We start from the raw sequence: 21,264 nt of genomic DNA, 5'->3' as shown, positions 1-21,264 counted from the left end.
CGACCGGCCCGGCGCCGCCCTCGCCGGGCCGGTCGGACGGGCCCGCGCCGTCGTCGTCGACGACGATCCGCAGCGCGCCGTCGGTCCCGGTCACCTCGACCAGCGCGTGCGCGGCCGCGGCGTGCTTGCGGACGTTGGTCAGCGCCTCCTGGACGATGCGGTAGGCGGCGAGGTCGACGCTCGGTGGCAGGGCCCGGACGTCGGCGTCGACCGCGGCGGTGACGGCCAGGCCGGCGGCCTCGTTGTCGGCCATCAGGCGGTCGAGCATCGCCAGCCCGGCCGTGGGCGCCCGCGGCGGCTCCTCGTCGACCCCGCGGAGGACCCCGAGCGTCGAGCGCATCTCGCGCAGCAGGTCCCGGCTGGCGTCCTTGATCGTGGCGAGCGCCCTGCGGGCCTGCTCGGGGTCGTCGTCGAGCAGGTAGAGGGCGACGCCGGCCTGCACGTTGATCAGCGAGACGTGGTGGCCGAGCACGTCGTGCAGCTCGCGGGCGATCCGCAGGCGCTCCTCGCCGGCCTGCCGCCGCGCGGTCTCCTCGCGGGCGGCCCGGGCCTGGGCGCGGCGCTCCGTGCGGGCCCGCCACAGCTCGCAGCCGGCGACGTACGCCGCCAGCCACGCCAGCCAGCCCAGGCGGCCCTCGATCCCGGCGAGGCCGCCGCGGAGCCCGATCTGGATCGCCAGTCCGGCGAGCACCGCGACGACGGTGGTGGCGTAGGCGACCCACCGGTGCCCGTGCACGATCGCCTCCGCCAGCGCGACCAGCGAGGGCACGACCACCGGCCCGAAGGGGTAGCCGAGGGCCAGGTACACGAGCAGGACGGCGGTGCAGCCGACCAGGACCGCGGGCGGGTGCGCCCGGCGGACGACGAGCAGCAGCGGGCCGAGCACGATCAGGGCGATGCCGAGGGCGTCGACCGGGCGGGCCGTCGGCACGAAGCGTGCCGCGTTGAGCTCGGCGACCAGCCCCACGAGCAGCCAGGCGGCCGGCGTCAGGACGGTGTGCGGCACGCTCTGCCACGAACGCCGCAGCAACCCGACCCACCAGGACACACCCGGCACCCTAGAGCGCCGCGCGCCCCGCACGCGTCGGTCGGCGGGGGACCGGCCGCGTACTCCCGCGGGCGTACGCGGCGCAGCCGTGGCCCCCCTCGGGTGGCAGCGCAGGTCCCGCCCGCGGGCCGATGTACCGGCCGCCCGTCCCCGGCACCGTGGAGGCACACCACGAGAACACCTGGGGGACACCGTGAACGAGAGCACCGACCACACCGCGCACACCGCCCGCCTCCGCAGCGACGCCGCGGTGCGGCTCTCCGACGCCGACCGCGAGGCCGTCGCCGACCGCATCCGGGTGGCCGCCGCCGAGGGCCGGCTGACCCTCGAGGAGGCCGACGAGCGCCAGCAGGCCGCCTACGCCGCGAGGGTCGCGGCGGACCTGGTCCCGCTGACCGCCGACCTGCCGGCGCCGCCGCCTGCCCTACCGGGCCGCCGGGAGCTGACGCCCGACGCCAGCCGCCGGCTGATGATCCACGTCGGTCTCGCGCTCGCGCTCGTCGCGATCGTCCTGGTGCGCTGGGTGGCCGGGCCGGTGTCGTTCTTCTGGCCCGGCGGCCCGATCTTCTGGATCCTCGTGAGCGTGGCGGCGCACTACTGGTTCGCGACCCGCCGGCGCACGGCTCAGCCGCGCTGAGCGCCGGGCTGCCCGTAGGTCCGCAGCTGCTCGCCGGCGGCGGCCAGCTCGTCGTCGGCGAGGAGCGCGGGCTCGCCGAGCAGCCGCGCCTGGTGGTAGAGCCGGCACAGCCACTCCAGCGTCACGGCCCGGTCGTACGCCCGCGCGAGGGTGTCGCCGTAGGTCGTGGCGCCGTGGTTGCGCAGCAGGACCGCGCTGCGCCCCGCCATCGCCCGCACGCTCGCCTCGGCAAGCGCGGCCGACCCGTACCGCTCGTACGGCGCGACCCGCACCGGGCCGCCCAGCTGCATGACCAGGTAGTGGATGCCCGGCAGCTCGTCGACCACCGTGGACAGCGCCGTCGCGTACAGCGGGTGGGTGTGGACGACGGCCCGCGCCGCGGTCCCCGTGTACACGGCGAGGTGCATGGGCAGCTCGGACGACGCGCGCGGCCCCTCCTCGACCGCGCCGCCCCCGAGATCGACCACGCACACACCCGCCGGCGTCAGCGCGCCGTAGTCGACGCCGGTCGGCGTGATCGCGACCAGGTCCCCGCGCCGCTCGCTCACGTTGCCCGAGGTGCCCACCGTGAGGCCCGCCGCGGCCATCCGCCGGCAGCACTCCACGATCCGCACCCGCTCGTCCGCCAGCAGCACGCCGTCTCCCGTCACGCTCCGTCATTCCTGCCGGGGTGAGGGTAACCGTCCGTGGCGCCGCCGGGACACCGTTCGGCGCTCGCCGGCTCGGACGAACGGCGGGTGACGACCGTCCGTCGCGTGATCGACTCCGTCCGCCGGAACGCGGCGCGCCCGTCGCGGGGCACGCCGTCACCTGATCGTGGAGCCGGTCGTTCATCCGATCGTGCACAGCGCGTCGGAAACCTCCCCGGTCCGCGTCGCCACCCCCGCCAACCGGTCATGGGGTGCGTGATGGCGAACCACACCCTGCCCCCGCGGAACCGCCGGTCCGCCCCGCGCCGGCGTACCCGGTCCGGGCTGGTCCTCTGGGCCGGCTTCGGCGTCGTGGCCGCGCTGGCGATCGTCCTGGTCGTCGGGCTGCTGCTCGGCGGCGCGCCCTCGCCCGTCGCGCAGCAGGGCGGCGCACCGGCCTCCGGCGCCGGCCCGGTCGCGGCGGCCGTCGACCCGGCGTCGCTGCAGGAGAGCACGACGTACACGACGCTGCAGGGAACCGTGCCCGACCCGGCCCCGCAGGCGACCACGGACGGCCGGGTCGCGCACCCGGTCCGGGAGACCGTGGTCCGCGACGCCCCGGACGGCACCCCGATCGCCCGCATGCCGGTGACGCAGATCGGCGACACGTGGCTCCCCGTGATCGCCCGGCAGGGCGACTGGGCGCAGGTCCTGCTGCCCTCGCGGCCCAGCTCCTCGACGGGTTGGCTGCCGATGGCCGATCTCGACGTCAAGACCACGCCCTACCGCATCGCCGTGCACCTCGGCTCCATGAAGCTGGAGCTGTTCGAGGACGGCACCCGGCTCGCGCAGTGGACGGTCGGCATCGGCAAGCCCTCGGCGCCGACCCCCACCGGCCGCACCTTCCTGCTCGGCGCGTTCAGCGACGACCAGCAGAGGTACTCGCCGGTGATCCTCCCGCTGGGCACGCACAGCCCCACGCACGACACCTTCGGCGGCGGCCCGGGGACCGTCGCGATCCACACCTGGCCGACCGCGGACGTGTTCGGCACCGCCACCAGCGACGGCTGCATCCGCGTCCCCGCGGACGCGCTGCGCCAGCTCCGAGAGGTGCCCCTGGGCACGCTCGTGACGATCGACGAAGCATGATCACGAAAGGGACCCGACGCGTGAAGACCTCCAAGTTCGCCGGTGCCGGAGCGGCCGCGGTGGGTGCGGCCACGGCCGCGGCGGTGCTCCTGCTGGGCTCCACGGCCGCCTCCGCGGAGCCCGTCGTGGACTCGTCCGCCTACGTCTTCCGGACCGACGGCCTGCTGTCGATCAGCCCGAGCCCGTACGCCGAGTCCCGCGACGGCGACCACGACCGGCAGAGCGTGGCCGACGTGACGGCGCTCCCGCTGCACGGCAAGCCCGGCATCGGCCTCTCCGCCCTGGTCGCCGAGGCCGAGGGCCACCGGGCCGAGGCGACCGTGGCGAAGGTGAACCTGCTCGACGTGCTCAAGGCGGAGACCTTCCGGACCTGGTGCGACGGCGCGGACGGCGGGTCGGCCGGCGTCGACCTCGTGAACGCCTCGATCCTGGGGACCCCGGTGAAGGCCCCGGCCGAGGAGCAGCGGTTCGACGTCTCCCCGCTCCTGCAGGTCACGCTCAACCAGCAGGACCGCGACGACGACTCGATCACGGTCACCGGCTTCACCCTCACCCTGCTGCCGAACCGGGACGACCCGAAGCGCCCGCTCAACAAGGAGGAGCAGGAGGTCGCCCCGGACCTCGTCGGCCTGGTCACCGGGCAGCTCCCGGACCTGCAGAAGACCCCGCTCAGGACGGTCGACGACCTGCTCAGGGCGCTCTCGCCGAAGGGCGACCTGCTGAAGATCACCGTCGGGTCCGCGACGTGCGCCCTGGAGGAGGAGAAGGAGCACGAGGCCGAGCCCGTGGTGAAGAAGCACGAGCCGGAGCCGGGCGAGGCGCCGCGACCGGAGGTCGTGCAGAAGAGCCTGCCCGTCACCGGCTGACGGGGCCGGACGGGAGGTCGGGGCCGGGAGGTCGGGGGCCGGGGTCGCGCGTGGGGGGCACGTGGCTCCGGCTCCGGCCCCGTCCGTTCCCGGGCCCGGGCTCAGCCCTCGCGGGCCGGGTCCGGCGCCGCGCGATCGGTGGCGCCGTCGGCGGCGGCGCGCTTGCGCCGTTTACCCTCGTGCATCGCCTGGACCCGGGCGACCGGGATCGCGTGCCCCTCCTCGAGGAGGTCGGCGGGGAGCTCCTGCGGCGCGGGCAGTGCCTCGGTCCAGGATGGTCGTCCCGCGAGCAGATCCGGCGCGGTCCGGAGGGTGAAGTCGGTGGGGGAGACGTCGTCGAGCTCGTCCCAGCGGAGCGGGAACGACACCGGCAGGCCGGGCCGGATGCGCGGGCTGTAGGCGGCGACCACCGTCGCGCCGCCCGCGCGGGTGGAGTCGACGAACACCTTGCCCTCGCGCTCCTCGCGGAGGAACGCGGTGGTCGCGATGCCGGGATCGAGCCGCTCGGTGCGCGCGGCCAGCGCGCGGGTGGCGGCCGCCGCGTCGTCGAACGGGGTGGGCGCCAACGGGACGACGATGTGGACGCCCTTGGACCCGCTCGTCTTCACCGCGCCGGTCAGCCCGGCCCCGGCGAGCGCCTCGCGAACCAGGTGGGCCACCGCGACCACGGCGGGGAAGCCGGCGCCCTCCGGCGGGTCGAGGTCCAGCACCAGCTGGGAGGCCCGGTCCACGCCCGCGGTGAACAGGGCCGGGTGGTACTCCACGGACCGCTGGTTGGCCAGCCAGAGCAGGGTGCGCCGGTCGTCGCAGAGCGCGTAACGGACCTCGCGGCCGGTCTGCGAGCGGATGACCGTGCTGCGCACCCAGTCCGGGGTGTAGCGGGGGAGGTTCTTCTGCATGAACGGTTCCTGGCCCGGCCGCACCCGGATCACCGAGAGCGGCCGGTCGGCCAGGACCGGGACCATCCGGTCGGCGACGGTGTCGAGGTAGTCGACGAGGTCCCGCTTGGTGGCGGTGTCCCCGTCGACGAGGGCGGAGTCCAGGCTCGAGAGCGCGACGCCCGCCCGTTCCTCGCCCGCCGTCACGCCGGCCCCCTCATGAGCACCTCGTCATGCAGGCATCATGGCCCGGCGGGCGGCTGCGGTCACGCGGTGGCGCCCTCCGGGTGGACGGAGTGCTCGCCCTCCGCGAACTCCTCGACGATCTTGGCGCAGAAGGCCTCGAGGTCGCCGGGGTTGCGGCTGCTGACGAGCCCCTGGTCGGTGACGACCTCCTCGTCGACCACGTTGCCACCCGCGTTGCGGATGTCCGTCCGCAGGCTCGGGAACGACGTCAGCGTGCGGCCCTTCACCAGATCCGCCTCGACGAGCGTCCACGGCCCGTGGCAGATCACGCCCACCGGCTTGCCGGCGGCGAACACGTCCTTGACGAACTTCAGCACGTCCTGGTCCATGCGCAGGCGGTCCGCGTTCACGGTGCCACCCGGCATGATCAGCGCGTCGTAGTCCGCCGCCGAGACCTGCGACGCCACCTTGTCCACGGGGTAGACCCCGCTCGGCGAGATGTCCGAGTTCATGGACTGGATGGCGTCCGTGGAGATCGACACGATCTCGGTGGTGGCGCCGGCGTCCTCGACCGCCTTGCGTGGCTCGGTCAGCTCGACCTCCTCGACGCCGTCGGTCGCGAGGATCGCGACGCGCTTGCCGTCCAGTACACCCATCGTGGCTCTCCTTCCCGGGCCGCGGTGCGCCCGCGGCCTCGTGATCGGCAATACCCGGATACCCGCTGCGCAACCCGCCGCGATGTGCCATCGTGCGGGGCAACGCACGTTGAGCAGGCAGCGGCGCACCCGCCCGCGCCGGCCGCGGGACCACCGACGAAGGGGTCGACGTGCGCACGTCCACCGAACCCGTCATGGCTCTGTTGCGGGTCAAGGCGCCCGCGGACGTCGATCCCCACGTCCTGGAGGCCGCGCTCACGCGCGCGATCTGCACCGACCCGGACCGCCCGCTCACCGCGGAGCTGGAGTGGGTCCCGGCGTGGCGACCGGCCGCGCGGGCCGCGACACGGCGGTTCGTGTTCGTGGCGGTGCTGCGCGGGCCGCGCCGGTCCGAGGCGGAGGACCTGGCCGCGGCCGCGGAGCGGTCGGCGAAGAGGGCGCTGAAGCGGATGTTCGGCAAGGCCGCCGGTGCGAAGGCCCGCCCCGCGGCGGACCCGGAGCTCGAACCCTTCTGGTACGCCTTCCGCGGCACCCCGCACAAGGTCACCGCCTGACGTCACCACCCTGACGTCACCACCCGACGCCGCCACCCGACGTCACCGCCTCACGGGCCGCCGCCCGCGGGTCGCGCCAGGACCGCCCCGACCGCACCCGACCAGGGATCAGGCCGCCTCCTCGGCCAGCCGGTAGGGGTCCGTCCGCAGGCCGTCGCGCACCAGCCGGGGCAACGCCCGCCGGTGCCGGACGAGCTGGGCCACGCCGAGCAGCAGGTACACCCCGGAGAGCGCGAGCGACACGGTGTGCACGGTCTGCGCCGGCAGCGAGATCGACGTCCCGAACTGGACCGCGAACAGCACGACGAGCGCGAGCGCCCCGCGCCAGGTCAGCCCCAGCGTCACCAGGATGCTCACCGCGAAGAAGGACTGCGTGCCGGTGAGCAGCAGCTCGACCCGCTGCTGGTCGTCGAGCGGCAGGCCGTGCAACGACCCCGACGCGATCGCGAAGACCAGCGGGAGCGTGCCCACCAGCAGCGTCCACTGGTTGACCTTGCTGGAGAGCAGGGTGCCGAGCGAGTCCCCGGCCCGCAGCCGCCGGGCGTAGAGGCACGCGACGATCAGCTCGGGGGCCTCGCTCGCCAGCGGCGCCACCCACTGGACCAGCACGAACCGGTCGACGCCGAGCTCGGAGCCGGTGTGGACCAGCCCGTCGGCGAAGTGCTCGGCGGTCGCCAGGATGATCAGCGCGGCGACCGCGAAGAGCACCCCGTAGAGCCACCGCCGGCCCGTGGCCGGCCGCTCGGCCACCCACTTCGCGCTGCCGTGCAGGTCGGGTTCCTCCGCCGGCCCCTGAGCGAGGCGCAGCGCGTAGCCGACGAACACGGCGACGAGAACCACCGTGTCGGCCATGGTCAGGGTGCTGCGCAGCGGGAGCGTCAGGGAGTAGAGCGTGGCGATGCCGAGGAACACGACCTCGGCGGAGAGGGTGCGCGGCAGCCGCACGCCCGCGCGGTCGCCCTCGCGCCCGCTGTCCGCCCGGCGGCCCTGCTTGCGGGCGGCGAGCACGGCGACCAGCACGACCAGCGGCCACCCGATGCCGACCAGCACCCGGTTCGCGCCGGTCATGTTGGCCAGCGCCAGCGAGCACGGGTTGGTGCCGCCGGGATCGGGGACGCACTCGCCCTGGGCGGAGAAGACCTCGCCCGCCCGCATGGTGAACACGAAGTCGACGGCGTACTCGGGCAGGACCGCGAGCAGCGCCAGGATCGCGAGCGCGAGCCCGGCGCTCATGTCCACCTGTGCCGCCTCGCCGGCCCAGGACAGCACGAAGGCGGCGCCGACGATCGCCAGTCCGTAGACCGCGACCGCGGCCGGGGCCGGGAGCTCGGGGTGCGGCAGCCCGAGCACGCTCGCCGCGCCGAGGTAGAGACCGGGCAGTGCGAGGACCACCGCGGCGATCAGGGGCAGCGGGGGGCGCCGCCCGGGGGAGTCGGAGCGCTCGGCCCTCCCTGACTTCCCTGACTTCCCTGACTTCCCGGACTTCCCGGACTTCTCGGACTCGTCGGGACGGGCCACGGTCAGCGCCCGGCCACCGGGACGAGCACGACGGGGCAGCGGGCGTGCTCGGTGCACCGCCGCGCGACGTCGTCGAGCCGGCCGCCGACGTGTCCCAGCACCAGCAGCTGGGCCGCGCTCGCGTGCGCGAGCAGCACGGTCGCGGGGTCGCCGCGTTCCTCCACGGTCCGCACCTCCACCGCCTCGTCGGTCGCCCGGAGGACCTCGTCGAGCCACCCGTCGTGGTCCTCGGCGAGGGGGACGACGTCGACGGCCACGTCCCGCGTCCGCGCCTCGGCCACCGCCCAGCGCAGCGCAGCGCGGGCCTGCGGCGACCCGTCGAGCCCGACGACCAGCGCCCCGAACCGCGTCTCCGGCGCCGGGGTGGTCAGGGTCTCCGGTGGCGCGTCGGGACGCAGGGCGTCGTGCGGGTCGCGGGGATGGAACCCGGTGTGCGGGTCGTGCTCCTCGCGGCGCCCCGGGACGCCGCCCGGGTCCGACAGGGTCGGGATCATCGCGCTCTCCTCCGGGGCGGGGCGGTCGCGTGGGGCGGTCGGGCGGACGGGTCGACCGGGGCCGGGTCAGTCGGACGGCTCGGCGCCGGGCCCGTCCTCGGCGTCGGTGCCCGGCTCGACGTCCTGCCGGTGGGCGGGGCGCGGGTCGTCCTCCTCGTCGCGGGACTGGTCCACGCGGTGCCCGACCACGTCCTCCTCGAGGCGGTCGACGGTCTCCTCGGTGCGGGTGGGGTCGGTGGGGTGGGCGGGATCGGTCATCGGGTGCCTCCGTTCGTCGGGGTGGGGATGCGCGGCGGGCCCGTCGGTCCACCGGGGTTCCTGCCCGGCCCGTGCCGGCCGCGGCGTTCGCGGCGGGTCGCGGCCGCCGTGCCCTCCGGGTACCCGGCCTTGATCGCCCGGTGCTCCGCGGCGGCCTCGACGAAGGCCACGGAGTAGAGCAGGCCGATGACCGCACCCATCACCACCGCGGTCGCCCGGATACCCGGGGACCCCGGGACGAGCAGGTAGAGGGCGACGCCGAAGGGGGCGATCTGCACGACGGCGCGGACCAGGTGGCGGAGCACCCAGGTGGGGGCCGTGACGTCGTGCAGCACCCAGGTCCGGTACCGGGCGGGGAGCCCGGCACCGAAGGCGTAGGCCAGCCAGCGCAGGGGGCCGGGGCGCGCGATTCCGGTCATCACACCGGGTACCCGACGGGGGCGTGCCGAACCGCGCCGGGCTCAGGCCGCGAGCTCGGCACGGATGGTCTTCCCGGGCGGGTCGGCGTCGGACCCGCCGTGCACCTCGTACCCCCAGTCCCGGCACACCGCCTGCACGACGAGCAGCCCGCGACCCCGGGAGGAGTTCGGGTCCATGCCGCGCGGCTCGGGCGGTTCGGGGCACCCGTCGCGCACGGTCACGTGCAGCGTGCCCGGCTCGCGGTACAGCGCGATCTCGAAGGGCGTGCCGGCGTGGTCGACGACGTTCGCGACCAGCTCGGTGACGACGAGCAGCACGTCGTCGGCGGTCTCGCCCTCCACGCGCCACGCCTCGAGCACCGGGCCGAGTCGCCGGCGCACCCCGGCGGGCACGTCGGGCGCGGGGCCGTAACACCAGCACACGTGGTCGCCGGCGACGTCGTCCTGCACCGTCGCGGTCCCGGTCGAGGTCATCCCGCTACCCCCTTCCCGCCGTCCGCCATCGCCCGTCGTCTCCGGGCGTACCCCCTCCGCGTCCGCGGCATACGCACCCGATCCGATCCCTCTGTCACACCGTGCGCAGGTCGGCAGGGTCACCCGTTCGCGTGAAATCGGAGGAAACGGGTACAGGAGAGCGGTCCGGGAAGCGGCGACGGGAGGGAGCAGCGCATGTCCGTGGCGGCGACGGTCACCGACGAGACCGAGGACTGGAACACCCGGCACCGCGCCGAGGGCCCGCTGAACCGTGCGGACCGGAACTTCGCGGAGCTGCTGCAGGAGCTGCGGGTGGTGTTCACCGGCGTCCAGATCCTGTTCGGCTTCCTGCTCACGATGTCCCTGAGCGACCGGTTCAAGGACCTCGACGCCATGCAGCACGCCCTGTTCGTGGCCACACTCGCCGGCGCGGCCACGTCGTCGACGCTGATCGTGGCGCCCGTCGCCGCCCACCGGATCCTCTTCCAGCGCAACCGCAAGCGCGAGCTCGTCCGGGCCGGTCACCGGCTGGCCCTGGCCGGGCTGTGCTCCCTGGCGCTGACGCTGGCGGCGGGTCTGATGCTGGTGCTCGACCTGGCCGTCGGCCGGCTCGCGGCGATCGTCGGGACCTCGGCGCTGCTGACGGCCACGGCGGTGCTGTGGGTGCTGGTCCCGCTGCACCTGCGCCGTGCCTCCCGGGCCGCACCCGCCCTTTCGGACCCCCTGCCGGACGCCGAGGGCTGACCCGGGGGCCGGGCCCGGGACCCGCCGCTCGCGCCGGGGTCCGTGGATCCCGGGGTTTTCCGTGGCACCGCCCGAGGTACCCCACGGACATGTCCACCAACGTTCTGGAGAGCATCGACGTCGAGGTGCCGGTCAGCACCGCGTACAACCAGTGGACGCAGTTCGAGTCGTTCCCCCGGTTCATGGGCGGCGTGGAGCGCATCGAGCAGCTCGACGAGACACGCACGCACTGGGTCACGAAGATCGCCGGTGTGCAGCGCGAGTTCGACGCCGAGATCACCGAGCAGCACCCGGACGAGCGGGTGGCCTGGAAGGCCGTGAGCGGCCCGCAGCAGGGCGGCGCGGTGACCTTCCACCGCCTCGACGACAAGCACACCCGGGTGACCCTGCAGCTCGACTTCGAGCCGGAGGGCCTGGTCGAGAAGGCCGGCGACGCGCTCGGCATCGTCGGCAAGCAGGCGAAGGGCGACCTCGGCCGCTTCAAGGAGTTCATCGAGTCCCGCGGCGCCGAGGAGGGCGCGTGGCGCGGGGACGTGGACCGGTCGCCGCAGCGCGGGGAGATGCCCCCGCCGCCCGCCTGACGGCGGAGCGCCCCTGGACGATGACGACGGCCCGTCCCGCGGGGACGGGCCGTCGTCGTGCGCGAGGGGGTGACCGGCCGGGCCGGTGACCGGCGGTGGGTGTCGGCGGCGTGTGATCGGCGACGACCCCGGGTATGTGCCCGGCATGAGCGGCACGAAGAAGACCGACCACAAACCCGCCGAGCTCGGCGACGACCTGCCCGGCGCGCTGAAGCTCGCGTACAAGCCGGTCGGCCTGGTGTCGGGCGTGCTCGGCGGGCTGATCGCCGGCCAGGTGTTCGCCCTGGTGTGGAAGCGGGTCTCGAACGAGCCGGAGACGCCGCAGCCCCTGTCGCGCGACTACGGCACCAAGGAGGTGCTGCTCGCCGCGACGCTGCAGGGCGCGATCTTCGGTCTGATCAAGACGGCGGTCGACCGGTACGGCATGAAGGCCTACCACCGGTTCGTCGACAAGCCGCGCCCGGCCGCGCGCTGAGGCGCGGCCGGACGGGCGGGAGCCGGGTCAGGCGACCTCGTTCAGCTTCCCCGTCGCCACGTCGAACACGAAGCCGCGGACCGAGTCCTTGCGGGGGACGAACGGGTTGGCCTTGATCCGGGCGACGGACTGGCGGACGTCATCGTCCAGGTCCGGGAAGGCCTCCGCGGCCCACACCGGCTTGATGCCGGTGTCCTCCTGGATGGACCGCTTGAAGTCGTCGTCGGTGAAGGTCAGCATGCCGCAGTCGGTGTGGTGGATGAGGATGATCTCCTCGGTGCCGAGCAGCCGCTGGCTGATCGCCAGGGACCGGATCTCGTCGTCGGTGACCACGCCGCCGGCGTTGCGGATGACGTGCGCCTCGCCCTCCTGCAGGCCGAGGATGCGGTAGACGTCGAGGCGTGCGTCCATGCAGGCGACGACGGCGACCTTGCGGGCGGGTGGCAGGGGCAGCGGGCCGGAGAAGGTCTCGGCGTAGCGGGCGTTGTTGGCCAGCAGTTCGTCCGTGACGGACATGGGGTCTCCAGGGTTCGACAGGCGAGGTCGCGGCTCGTTCCCGCGACCGGGACACGAGACGGCCGCGCGGCGGCCCGGGCTGCCCGCGACGGGGCAGGGGCGGCTACGCGGCCCGCGGACAGAACTCGTCGAACTGGCACACGCGGCGGCTCGGCCAGAAGTACTCGAGCCGCATGCGCATCACGCGAGGAGTCAACCGCACCCCGCCGGGACCCGGCAACCGCTCCGACTCATCCGGTCACGGCTCCGTCCCCCGCCGCCACCACCGGGCCCACGAGCCCCTCCGCTCGGCGGGGGCGACGGCCGGGCCGGGCCCGCCCGGCGCCGCGGACTCCGGCACCGTGCCACCAGTGCCACCATTGCCACCCGTCCCACCAGTGCCACCCGCGCCGACGTCCCCGGCGACCGCGGTCCGGCCGTAGTGCCGCGCCACCAGCCCCGTCGACAGGCCGTGCACGACGATGCTCGCGACGACGGTGACCACGGTGACGGCGAGCACCTGGTCCTTCTCCGGCCCCTCCAGCTCGATGAACGCGAGCATGCCGAACACCAGGGTCGCGATGCCGCGTGGGCCCGCCCAGCCGAGGACGACCCGGTCCTTCGCGGAGACGTCGGTGCGGATCAGCGCCACGACGACGGGCAGCACCCGGGCCACGGTCAGCGCCAGCAGCGAGTACAGCACGATCTGCCAGGTGATCGCCCCGCCGCCCAGGGTGTGGTTGACGATCGCGCCGAAGATGAACCACAGGGCCAGCGAGAGCAGCGTGCCGACGTCCTCGACGAGGTGCAGTGTGCCGGCCGGCAGCCGGCGCGCCTCCGGCTCGAAGAACACCCCGGCCACGAAGGCCGCGACGAAGCCGTTCCCGCCCACGAGGACCGCGGCGCCGTAGGCGAGCAGGGGGAGCGCGAGGACCCCGATCCGGAGGGCGGAGGACTGCGTCCAGCCGGAGGCGAGCGCCCGGTGGAGGACCCGCGCGGCCGCGGCGCCGACGACCGCCCCGGCCACGATCGCCATGACCAGCGACGGGAGGGCGTGGAGCGCGGCATCGCCCAGCCCTTCGCCACCGGCGGGGGTGGCCCCGGCGAGGGCGAAGAGGAAGACCGGGGCGATGAGGCCGTCGTTGAGCCCGCTCTCGGCGTTGATCACCTGCCGCAGCCGTTCCGGGATCCGCCGGTCCCGGACGACGGCGATGGCGGGCGCGAGGTCGACCGGCATCACGACCGCGGCGAGCACGAGGAGGAACCAGGGGCCGCTCCCGCCGAACAGAGCGGCGCCGGCGAGCCAGGCGGCCACGACCGACAGGGGGAGGGCGATCAGCAGGAGCCGCAGCGTGAGCCGCGGCTGACGGCCCAGGATCCCGCCGGGGACCTCCGTCGCGTCGGTGAACAGCAGGATCGCCAGGATCCCCTCGACCACGTGCTCGGACGGCTCGAAGTCGATGTCGAAGACGAACACCGGGGCCGGCCCGGCCGTCAGCGCGACGCCGGCCGCGAGCATCGCGAACGGCATCGTGACGCTGAAGCGGGCGAGCCTGCCGGCGACGAGCGCCCAGGCGAGAAGGATCAGCATGATGACGACGAGCGCGAGCATCGGTCCCCCAGCCGTCGGACCCACCGGCGTGCGCGGGGGAGTCTGGCACCCCGGTGTTCGTGGCTCCACGGGTTCGTGTGACGGGTGATCTCCGGCCGGTCTTCCCTACCGCCCCTCCGGGTGGCATTGTGACGCTGACGTCACACTCTCATTCGGGGTCGTCCCGTCCGGGCGGCCCGCTCGTCGACACGGAGGGCGCCGCGATGAAGCCGCGCATCGGCACGACCCTGGCCAGCACCACCGACGCCACGACCGCCGTCGTGGTGCGGTGGGGGGACGCGGACGTGGAGGTGACCTGCGGGGGCGCGCCGATGGTGGACGCGAAGGGCCCGGACGCGGGCACGACGCACCCGGCCGACCCGGACCAGCAGGCGGGCACCCGGATGGGCAAGCGCTACGCCGATCCCGACCTCGGCATCGAGCTGCTGTGCACCAAGGCGGGCAGCGGGACGCTGGCGGTGGGGGGCGCGCCCCTGCCGCTCAAGGACGCCAAGCCGCTGCCGGCGTCGGACTGAGGCCGCGCCGTGAACCTGTCGGTGCTCCTGGACATGGCGGCCGACGGCTTCGGCGAGCGGGTCGTCGTCGGCACACGGGCGGAGGGACTCACGGCCGGCCGGGTGCGGGAGCTCGCCGCGGGCGGGGCGTCCCTGGTCGCCGAGGCCGGCGCGGACGCGGTGCTGTACCTGGCCGTCAACGGCCCGGCGTTCACGGTGGCGCTGTTCACCGCCGCCCGGGCCGGGGTGCCGCTCGTGCCGGTGAACTACCGCCTCGGCGCCGCGCAGCTCGACCACCTGGTCGCGCAGCACCCGAAGGCGCTGGTGGTGGCCGACGCCGCCCAGGCCGCCGCGGCGCAGCGGGCAGGGCCGGCGTTCCGCACCCCGGACGAGTTCCTGCGTGATGCGGCGGCCGCGGCGGTGGAGTCGGCGCCACCGGACGAGGGGTTCGTCGACCCGGACTCGGCCGCGGTGATCATCTACACCTCGGGCACCACCTCGGCACCCAAGGGCGTGGTGCTCCGGCACGCCAACCTCGTCTCCTACGTGCTGGGCACGGTGGAGTTCGCCGGCGCCGAGGAGGCGGAGGCGGCGGTGATGAGCGTGCCGCCGTACCACATCGCGGCGGTGTCGAACGCGCTGACCAACCTCTACGCGGGCCGTCGCGTGCTGGTGCTGGAGTCGTTCACCCCGGCGGGCTGGATCGACCTGGTGCGCCGCGAGGAGGTCACGAACGCCATGGTCGTGCCGACCATGCTGGCGCGGATCATGGACGAGCCGGGGTTGGACCGGGCCGTGCCGTCGCTGCGGTCGCTGGCCTACGGCGGGGCGGCGATGCCGCGCCGGATCGTCGAGCAGGCCCTGCGCGAGTGGCCGCACGTCGGGTTCGTCAACGCCTACGGGCTCACCGAGACCTCCTCGACGGTCACCGTGCTCGGTCCCGACGAGCACCGGGCGGCGCTGGACTCAGCCGACGAGGCGGTGCGGGGCCGGTTGTCCTCGGCCGGCCGGGCGGTGCCCGGCATCGAGATCGAGGTCCGCGACGAGGACGGCGCCCCCGTGCCGGCCGGCGTGCCCGGGCGGATCTGGGTGCGCGGCGAGCAGGTCCCGACCGAGTACGCAGGGCGGGGCTCCTCGCTGGACGGGGCGGGCTGGTTCGACACCCGCGACCAGGGCCGCCTCGACGCCGAGGGCTACCTGTTCCTCGAGGGCCGGATCGACGACACGATCATCCGCGGGGCGGAGAACATCGCCCCGGCCGAGATCGAGGACGTCCTGCTGGCCCACCCGGACGTCGCCGACGCCGTCGTGGTCGGCGTGCCGGACGAGGAGTGGGGCCAGCGCATCGAGGCCGTGGTCGTCGCCCGTCCGGGCACCGACCTCGACGCCGCCGCGCTCGACGGGCTGCGCGAGACCGTGCGGGCCACCCTGCGCAGCTCGAAGACCCCCGACCGGATCCGGGCCTGGGCCGAGATCCCGCGCAGCCCCACCGGCAAGCTGCTCCGTCGCGACGTCGTCGCCGGTCTCGCCCTCGCGGAGCAGGTCCGTTGAACGCCCGGAGGCCGCGGTGACGATCGACACCGGCCCGCCCCTCGCCGCGACGGTCACCGAGCGGACCGAGCTCGGCGACTTCCCGCTCGTCGGACTGCCGAGGATCGCCCCCGGACGGACCGAGGAGGAGGTGGCAGCAGTGGTGGTGGGTGAGACCGCGGCCGAGGTGCGCAAGGGCGCGGCCGAAAGGGGACAGCCATGAACGTCGTGCACACCGAGGACCGGGGCGCCGTCCGCGTCGTCCGGATCGACCGGCCCGAGGCCCGCAACGCCTTCAGCGGCGAGGTGATCTCGCAGCTCCACGGCGCGCTCGTCGAGGCCGACGCCGACGAGGGCGTGCTGGCCGTGGTGCTGACCGGGGCCGATCCGGCGTTCTGCGCGGGGGTCGACCTCAAGCAGGCCGCGGCCGAGGGCGAGGCCTACTTCCGGCGGCACCGGGACGAGCCGGTGATCGCCCAGACGGGCCGGATGCGGAAGCCGGTCATCGGCGCCGTCAACGGGGCGTGCTTCACCGGTGGCCTGGAGCTGGCGCTGGGCTGCGACTTCCTCGTCGCCTCGGAGCGGGCCGTCTTCGCCGACACCCACGCCCGGGTCGGCGTCCGGCCCGGCGGCGGGATGACGGCGCGGCTCCCGAGCGTGGTCGGCACGGCCTGGGCGCGGCGGATGTCGTTCTGCGGCGAGGTCGTCGACGCCGCCCTCGCGCTGCGGATCGGGCTGGTCACCGAGGTCGTGCCGCACGAGCGGCTGCTCGACCGCGCCGTCGAGCTCGCGACCGCGGCGACCGAACCGCCCGCCGACGTGCTGGAGGCGGTCAAGCGCATGTACGTCGAGGGTTCGGGGGCGCCGGTGCTGGCGGCGCTGGAGACCGAGCGGGCGATCGCGGAGGCGGGGTCGACCGACCTGGCCGCGTTGGAGGAGCGGCGGCGGGCGGTGATGGCCCGCAACCGCGCGCAGCTCGCCCCGTGAGCTCCCGTCAGTGCTCCAGGACCAGGCAGAACGGGTGCCCGGCCGGGTCCAGGTAGACGCGGAAGTTCGTCCCGGGCTGCACCTCGTGCTTGCGCGCGCCGATCGCCAGGACCCGGGTCTCGCCCTCGTCGAGATCCGGGACGTCGAAGTCGAGGTGGGCCTGCTGCGGGTGCACGTCGCCCGGCCAGTCCGGCGGTGTGTGCCCGGGCGCGAGCTGGAAGGCGAGCGTGGCGCCACCGCCGGACACCAGCTCCACCCAGTCGGTGCCGGGCGCCTCGTCGCCCGGGCGGATCGGCCACCCCGTGATCGCGGAGTAGAAGCGCGCCAGGCCCAGCGGGTCCCGGGTGTCGAGGGCGGCCAGGGAGAAGGTCGCGATGGCGGTCATGGGCCGACCGTAGATCGACGCGGGCGTCCGGCCCAGCGAGTTCCGCCGTCGTGGGGAAGGGTGGCGGCATGCACGACCGGTGGATCGACCACGCGATCTGGTGGCACGCCTATCCCCTCGGCTTCGTCGGCGCCGAACGCGACGCGCTCCCGCCCGGCAGCCCCGTCGCCCATCGCCTCAGCCGCTTCGAACCCTGGCTCGAGCACCTGCTCGAGCTGGGGTGCTCCGGGCTCGCGCTCGGGCCCGTCTTCGCCTCCGAGACCCACGGCTACGACACCGTGGACCACTTCCGCATCGATCCCCGCCTCGGCGACGACGCCGACTTCGACGCCCTGGTCGAGGCCGCGCGCTCCCGGGGCGTGCGGCTGCTGCTCGACGGGGTGTTCAACCACGTCGGCCGGGGGTTCGCGCGGTTCCGCGAGGCGGAGGAGGGCGACGCCGGGGCCCGCCGCTGGTTCCACTGGGAGGGCGACGCGCCCGCGACCTTCGAGGGGCACGGCCGGCTGGTCGCCCTGAACCACGACGAGCCCGCCGTGCAGGAGCACGTCGCCGCCGTCATGCGGCACTGGCTGGGTCGCGGGGCGGACGGCTGGCGGCTCGACGCCGCCTACCAGGTCCCGACCTCGTTCTGGCGGGCCGTGCTGCCGGGCGTGCGGGAGGAGTTCCCCGACGCCTGGTTCGTCGGCGAGGTGATCCACGGCGACTACGCCGCGATCGTCGCCGAGTCCGGGCTGGACTCGGTCACCCAGTACGAGCTGTGGAAGGCGATCTGGAGCGCGCTCAACGACCGCAACCTCTGGGAGCTCGCCCACGCCCTGGAGCGGCACTCGGCGATGGTGGAGTCGTTCGCGCCGCTGACCTTCGTCGGGAACCACGACGTCACGCGGCTGGCGAGCAGGTTGGACCGCACCGACCACATCGGGCACGCCGTGGCGGTGCTGATGACGGTCGGCGGTGTGCCGAGCCTGTACGCGGGCGACGAGCAGGCCTTCACCGGGGTGAAGGAGGACCGTGAGTTCGGCGACGACGCCGTGCGCCCGCCCTTCCCGGACACGCCCGCCGGGCTCGCCCCGTTCGGCGCCCCGGTCCAGGAGCTGCACCAGCGGCTGATCGGGATGCGCCGCCGGCACCCGTGGCTGGTCCGTGCCCGCACGAGCGTCGAGCACCTCACCAACACCACGATGGCGCTGCGGTCGAGCGGCCCCGACGGGTCGCTCGTGACCCTCCTCTCCGTCGACGACGAGCCGCGGCGTTTCCCCGGCGAGCTCGCGGGGCAGACGCTGGAGGATGCGCAGGGCGGCACGCCGGAGGACGCGCTCCTGCTCCCGCCGCACTCGTGGCGCGTGCTCGCCCCGTGAGACCCGTCGACCTGCTGGAGGAACGATGACCGCAGTGACCGTGCTCGGGACCGGGATCATGGGCGCCGGGATGGCCGCGAACCTGGCGAAGGCCGGGTTCGACACCACCGTCTGGAACCGCACCCCGGGTAAGGCCCGGCCGCTGGCCGACGCCGGCGCCCGGGTCGCGGAGGACCCCGCCGAGGCCGTCTCGGGTGCCGACGTGATCGTGACGATGCTGTTCGACGCGGACTCGGTCGCCGAGGTCATGCAGCGCGCCCTCCCCGCCGCGAAGGAGGGCGTCATCTGGGTGCAGACCGCCACGGTCGGTCTCGAGGGCACCGACCGGCTCGCCGCGCTGGCGGGCGAGCACGACATCGCGTTCGTCGACGCGCCCGTGCTCGGCACCCGCCAGCCCGCCGAGGCCGGGCAGCTCGTGGTCCTCGCGGGTGGGCCGGAGGAGGTGCGTGAGGCCGTCGCGCCGGTGTTCGACGCCATCGGCTCCCGCACGGTGTGGGTCGGGGAGAAGCCGGGCGACGGGCACCGGCTCAAGCTGGTCGCGAACTCGTGGGTGGTGTCGATCGTCACCGCGACCGGGCAGGCCGTCGCGCTGGCGCAGGCGCTCGGCGTCGACCCGAAGCAGTGGCTCGACTCGATCGCCGGCGGCCCGCTCGACAGCGGGTACGCGCAGCTCAAGGGCAAGGCGATGATCGCCGAGGACTTCCCGCCCGCGTTCGCGCTCGACGGCGCGGTCAAGGACTCCGGCCTGATCGCGGAGGCACTCGCCGCGAACGGGGTGTCCGACCAGGTCATGGCCGCCATGCACGACCGGTTCGCCGAGGCCGCGGCCCGCGGGCACGCCGAGGAGGACATGGCGGCGGTGCTGTACGGCTTCCGGCAGGAGTGAGGGGGACCCTCACCCTCACACGCCGTGCGCGGGGAGCGTCGCTCGCGCGTGCCGTGAGCGCGACGGAAGTGTCGGAAGACAGCCCTTCGTGATCGGTCGGACACGGACCGTCGGAATGTGTCCGGAATCGTCGTGCAGATCATTCGCGAAAGGGGTTACCGGTTCGTTAACATCCCTGCGGCCGTCCGGAACCGGCGGGTCCGCGACCTAGGCTGGCCGCGCCGGGGCGGCCGGTGTGGACGGACGGGCACGGAGAAGGCGGTGGTGGGCGGCATGATCGGTGGGAGACGGGGCCCGGCGCGCCGGGCCGGCGCCGCCGCGTGAGCGCGAACACCGGCGACACCGCCTGGGTGCTCGCGAGCGCCGCACTCGTCATGCTGATGACCCCGGGGCTCGCATTCTTCTACGCCGGAATGGTTCGGGCGAAGAGCGTCCTGAACATGCTCATGGCCAACGTCGTCTGCCTCGTGGTGGTCGGCCTGGTCTGGGTCGTCGTCGGCTTCGACCTCACGTTCGGCGACGACGGGGCGGCCGGCCTGATCGGCTCCGTCGGCCCGCCCGGCGACCACTGGTCGGTCACGCAGCCGGCCGGCTTCGCCGGCGACGGGGTGCCCTGGCCGGGCGGGCACGCGGTGCCGGTGGTCGCGTTCGTGATGTTCCAGCTCATGTTCGCGGTGATCACCCCCGCGCTGATCTCGGGCGCGGTCGCGGAACGCACCCGCTTCTGGCCGTGGGTCGTGTTCGTGGCGCTGTGGAGCGTCCTCGTCTACGCGCCCGTCGGCCACTGGGTCTTCGCGTTCGACGGCTTCCTCGCCCCCGACGCGGTCGGCGGCTGGATCGCGAACCGGCTGCAGGCCGTCGACTTCGCGGGCGGCACGGTCGTGCACATCAACGCCGGGGCCGCGGCGCTCGCGCTGGCGATCGTGCTGGGCCGGCGCCGGGGCTGGCCCGACGTCGTCGCCCGGCCGCACAACCTGCCCTTCACCGTGCTGGGCGCGGCCCTGCTGTGGTTCGGGTGGTACGGGTTCAACGCCGGGTCGGCGCTGTCCGCCGACGGGCTCGCCGCGCTGGCGTTCGGCAACACCACCGTCGCGACCTGCGCCGCCGTGCTGGCCTGGCTCCTCGTCGAACAGCTGCGGACGGGGCGTCCGACCACGCTCGGCGCGGCCTCCGGGGCCGTGGCCGGGCTCGTCGCGATCACGCCCGCCTGCGGGTTCGTGGACCTCGGGGGCGCGATCGCCATCGGGGCGGTGGCCGGGGTGGTCTGCCCGCTGGCCTGCGCGCTCAAGTGGCGGCTGCGGCTCGACGACTCGCTCGACGTCGTCGCCCTCCACCTGGTCGGCGGGCTGGTCGGCACCCTGCTCGTCGGGGTCTTCGGCTCGACCGCGGTCAACGCCGCGCTGCCCGCCGACGGTCTGGTCCACGGTGGCGGGTTCACCCAGCTCGGCCGGCAGGCGGTCGCGGCCGGGGCGGTCGCGGGGTACTCGTTCGTGGTCACCCTCGCGCTGGGCTACCTGATCCGCTTCACCCTCGGGTTCCGCGCCTCGACCGAGGCCGAGGCGGGCGGGCTGGACCTGCACGAGCACGCCGAGACGGGCTACGACGTCACCTCCACCCGCAGCGGCATCGGGCCGGCCGGCGGGGCGGAAGGCCGGTTCCCGCCCGCGCTCCCGGCTCCGCGGCACGCCACCGACCCGGGGCGGATCCCGGTCCAGAACCTCCCGATCCCGCTCGACCCGCACCGGGACCGGCGCGCCGACCCCCGCCACTCCCGGGACCCCGGCGTCGGCATCGTCCCTGCGCCCCGTCGGGGACAGGGCTGAGGGACGGGGCCGAGGGACGGGGCCGAGGGAACAGGGCCGAGGGAACAGGCCGGGGAATCGGCCGGGGAATCGGGCCGCCGCAGCTCACTGCTCGACCATGATCGTCGCTCGGGGACGGTGAGGGTCGG

Annotated in this window: 26 protein-coding genes; 14 read left to right on the top strand and 12 right to left on the bottom strand. The window is 74.7% G+C overall.

Features of this window, described 5'->3' with window-relative positions; translation table 11 throughout:
* On the bottom strand, nt 1-1,048 hold a 1,048-nt coding region (locus LWC35_RS26255; RefSeq protein WP_232872930.1), incomplete at its 3' end, for a sensor histidine kinase.
* 193 nt (nt 1,049-1,241) lie between these two features.
* On the opposite strand from LWC35_RS26255, the gene LWC35_RS26250 reads away from it, so the two are divergent.
* Nucleotides 1,242-1,685 (top strand): DUF1707 SHOCT-like domain-containing protein, encoded by a 444-nt coding sequence (locus LWC35_RS26250; protein WP_232872929.1) that lies wholly within the window; start codon nt 1,242-1,244, stop codon nt 1,683-1,685.
* On the opposite strand, the gene LWC35_RS26245 is transcribed toward LWC35_RS26250, so the two are convergent.
* Nucleotides 1,673-2,320 (bottom strand): class II aldolase/adducin family protein, encoded by a 648-nt coding sequence (locus LWC35_RS26245; RefSeq protein ID WP_232872932.1) that lies wholly within the window; start codon nt 2,318-2,320, stop codon nt 1,673-1,675. The genes LWC35_RS26250 and LWC35_RS26245 overlap by 13 nt on opposite strands.
* Before the next feature lie 273 nt (nt 2,321-2,593).
* Here LWC35_RS26245 and ldt-CoaP point away from each other — a divergent pair, with 273 nt between their 5' ends.
* Together ldt-CoaP and LWC35_RS26235 are read left to right on the top strand one after the other, a co-directional pair.
* Nucleotides 2,594-3,463: a L,D-transpeptidase gene (ldt-CoaP, locus tag LWC35_RS26240; protein WP_232872928.1), complete on the top strand. Its 870-nt coding sequence runs from the start codon at nt 2,594-2,596 to the stop codon at nt 3,461-3,463.
* 20 nt (nt 3,464-3,483) lie between these two features.
* Nucleotides 3,484-4,329, top strand: coding sequence for a hypothetical protein (locus tag LWC35_RS26235; RefSeq protein ID WP_232872927.1), 846 nt, complete (start codon nt 3,484-3,486; stop codon nt 4,327-4,329).
* A 101-nt stretch (nt 4,330-4,430) separates the two neighbouring features.
* Here the strand turns inward: LWC35_RS26235 and LWC35_RS26230 are convergent, their stop codons facing one another.
* A complete protein-coding gene (locus LWC35_RS26230) occupies nt 4,431-5,414 on the bottom strand; it encodes a DNA polymerase domain-containing protein (RefSeq protein WP_232872926.1) in 984 nt (327 codons plus the stop codon).
* Nucleotides 5,415-5,473: 59 nt separating this feature from the next.
* Complete coding sequence (locus tag LWC35_RS26225; protein WP_232872925.1) at nt 5,474-6,049, bottom strand: type 1 glutamine amidotransferase domain-containing protein; 576 nt, start codon at nt 6,047-6,049, stop codon at nt 5,474-5,476.
* A gap of 170 nt (nt 6,050-6,219) precedes the next feature.
* On the opposite strand from LWC35_RS26225, the gene LWC35_RS26220 reads away from it, so the two are divergent.
* Nucleotides 6,220-6,603 carry a hypothetical protein gene (locus LWC35_RS26220; protein WP_232872924.1) on the top strand — a complete coding sequence of 128 codons (384 nt, stop codon included), beginning with the start codon at nt 6,220-6,222 and terminating at the stop codon, nt 6,601-6,603.
* Nucleotides 6,604-6,711: 108 nt separating this feature from the next.
* Here LWC35_RS26220 and LWC35_RS26215 read toward each other — a convergent pair whose 3' ends face one another.
* The 5 genes from LWC35_RS26215 to LWC35_RS26195 all read right to left on the bottom strand — a co-directional run bounded on the left by LWC35_RS26215 (nt 6,712) and on the right by LWC35_RS26195 (nt 9,766).
* Entirely contained in the window at nt 6,712-7,995 is a 1,284-nt protein-coding gene (locus LWC35_RS26215) for a sodium/calcium exchanger protein (protein ID WP_232872923.1), read from the bottom strand.
* Between the two features lie 128 nt (nt 7,996-8,123).
* The gene (locus LWC35_RS26210; protein WP_232872922.1) at nt 8,124-8,615 is read right to left on the bottom strand and encodes a universal stress protein; all 492 of its coding nucleotides are present in this window, start codon (nt 8,613-8,615) and stop codon (nt 8,124-8,126) included.
* Between the two features lie 66 nt (nt 8,616-8,681).
* Nucleotides 8,682-8,873 (bottom strand): hypothetical protein, encoded by a 192-nt coding sequence (locus LWC35_RS26205; protein ID WP_232872921.1) that lies wholly within the window; start codon nt 8,871-8,873, stop codon nt 8,682-8,684.
* Nucleotides 8,870-9,292 carry a DUF5313 family protein gene (locus LWC35_RS26200; RefSeq protein WP_232872920.1) on the bottom strand — a complete coding sequence of 141 codons (423 nt, stop codon included), beginning with the start codon at nt 9,290-9,292 and terminating at the stop codon, nt 8,870-8,872. Before LWC35_RS26200 ends, LWC35_RS26205 begins: the two co-directional genes overlap by 4 nt.
* Nucleotides 9,293-9,334: 42 nt before the next feature.
* Nucleotides 9,335-9,766, bottom strand: coding sequence for an ATP-binding protein (locus LWC35_RS26195; RefSeq protein ID WP_232872919.1), 432 nt, complete (start codon nt 9,764-9,766; stop codon nt 9,335-9,337).
* Nucleotides 9,767-9,961: 195 nt separating this feature from the next.
* On the opposite strand from LWC35_RS26195, the gene LWC35_RS26190 reads away from it, so the two are divergent.
* The 3 genes from LWC35_RS26190 (at nt 9,962) to LWC35_RS26180 (ending at nt 11,566) form a co-directional block, all read left to right on the top strand.
* Nucleotides 9,962-10,510, top strand: a complete 549-nt coding sequence (locus LWC35_RS26190) for a DUF6328 family protein (RefSeq protein WP_232872918.1) — start codon at nt 9,962-9,964, stop codon at nt 10,508-10,510.
* 89 nt (nt 10,511-10,599) lie between these two features.
* A complete protein-coding gene (locus tag LWC35_RS26185) occupies nt 10,600-11,091 on the top strand; it encodes an SRPBCC family protein (RefSeq protein WP_232872917.1) in 492 nt (163 codons plus the stop codon).
* 145 nt (nt 11,092-11,236) lie between these two features.
* Complete coding sequence (locus tag LWC35_RS26180) at nt 11,237-11,566, top strand: DUF4235 domain-containing protein (RefSeq protein WP_232872916.1); 330 nt, start codon at nt 11,237-11,239, stop codon at nt 11,564-11,566.
* Between the two features lie 27 nt (nt 11,567-11,593).
* Here LWC35_RS26180 and LWC35_RS26175 read toward each other — a convergent pair whose 3' ends face one another.
* Together LWC35_RS26175 and LWC35_RS26170 are read right to left on the bottom strand one after the other, a co-directional pair.
* Nucleotides 11,594-12,082: a beta-class carbonic anhydrase gene (locus LWC35_RS26175; RefSeq protein ID WP_232872915.1), complete on the bottom strand. Its 489-nt coding sequence runs from the start codon at nt 12,080-12,082 to the stop codon at nt 11,594-11,596.
* Nucleotides 12,083-12,320: 238 nt separating this feature from the next.
* On the bottom strand, nt 12,321-13,673 hold the full coding sequence (locus LWC35_RS26170; RefSeq protein ID WP_232872914.1) for a cation:proton antiporter domain-containing protein: 1,353 nt from the start codon (nt 13,671-13,673) through the stop codon (nt 12,321-12,323).
* Nucleotides 13,674-13,876: 203 nt separating this feature from the next.
* On the opposite strand from LWC35_RS26170, the gene LWC35_RS26165 reads away from it, so the two are divergent.
* Genes LWC35_RS26165 through LWC35_RS26150 form a run of 4 tightly spaced genes read left to right on the top strand, consistent with a single transcriptional unit; the run spans nt 13,877 to nt 16,684 of the window.
* Complete coding sequence (locus LWC35_RS26165; protein ID WP_232872913.1) at nt 13,877-14,188, top strand: hypothetical protein; 312 nt, start codon at nt 13,877-13,879, stop codon at nt 14,186-14,188.
* Between the two features lie 9 nt (nt 14,189-14,197).
* The gene (locus LWC35_RS26160; protein WP_232872912.1) at nt 14,198-15,718 is read left to right on the top strand and encodes a class I adenylate-forming enzyme family protein; all 1,521 of its coding nucleotides are present in this window, start codon (nt 14,198-14,200) and stop codon (nt 15,716-15,718) included.
* 16 nt (nt 15,719-15,734) lie between these two features.
* Entirely contained in the window at nt 15,735-15,920 is a 186-nt protein-coding gene (locus tag LWC35_RS26155; RefSeq protein ID WP_232872911.1) for a hypothetical protein, read from the top strand.
* Entirely contained in the window at nt 15,917-16,684 is a 768-nt protein-coding gene (locus LWC35_RS26150) for an enoyl-CoA hydratase (protein WP_232872910.1), read from the top strand. Before LWC35_RS26155 ends, LWC35_RS26150 begins: the two co-directional genes overlap by 4 nt.
* A 7-nt stretch (nt 16,685-16,691) precedes the next feature.
* Here the strand turns inward: LWC35_RS26150 and LWC35_RS26145 are convergent, their stop codons facing one another.
* On the bottom strand, nt 16,692-17,069 hold the full coding sequence (locus LWC35_RS26145) for a VOC family protein (RefSeq protein ID WP_232872909.1): 378 nt from the start codon (nt 17,067-17,069) through the stop codon (nt 16,692-16,694).
* Nucleotides 17,070-17,137: 68 nt separating this feature from the next.
* Between LWC35_RS26145 and LWC35_RS26140 the strand changes: the two genes are divergently transcribed.
* The 3 genes from LWC35_RS26140 (at nt 17,138) to LWC35_RS26130 (ending at nt 21,136) form a co-directional block, all read left to right on the top strand.
* Nucleotides 17,138-18,427, top strand: a complete 1,290-nt coding sequence (locus LWC35_RS26140; RefSeq protein ID WP_232872908.1) for an alpha-amylase family protein — start codon at nt 17,138-17,140, stop codon at nt 18,425-18,427.
* Nucleotides 18,357-19,313: an NAD(P)-dependent oxidoreductase gene (locus LWC35_RS26135; protein ID WP_372463103.1), complete on the top strand. Its 957-nt coding sequence runs from the start codon at nt 18,357-18,359 to the stop codon at nt 19,311-19,313. Before LWC35_RS26140 ends, LWC35_RS26135 begins: the two co-directional genes overlap by 71 nt.
* A gap of 374 nt (nt 19,314-19,687) precedes the next feature.
* A complete protein-coding gene (locus tag LWC35_RS26130) occupies nt 19,688-21,136 on the top strand; it encodes an ammonium transporter (RefSeq protein ID WP_232872931.1) in 1,449 nt (482 codons plus the stop codon).
* The last annotated feature ends 128 nt before the right edge of the window (nt 21,137-21,264 follow it).

The organism is Pseudonocardia kujensis (genome assembly GCF_021283305.1).
Classification (GTDB): Bacteria; Actinomycetota; Actinomycetes; order Mycobacteriales; family Pseudonocardiaceae; genus Pseudonocardia; species Pseudonocardia kujensis.
The sequence above is the reverse complement of the archived record's forward strand: the minus strand, read 5'-3'. Positions and strand labels throughout refer to the sequence as shown.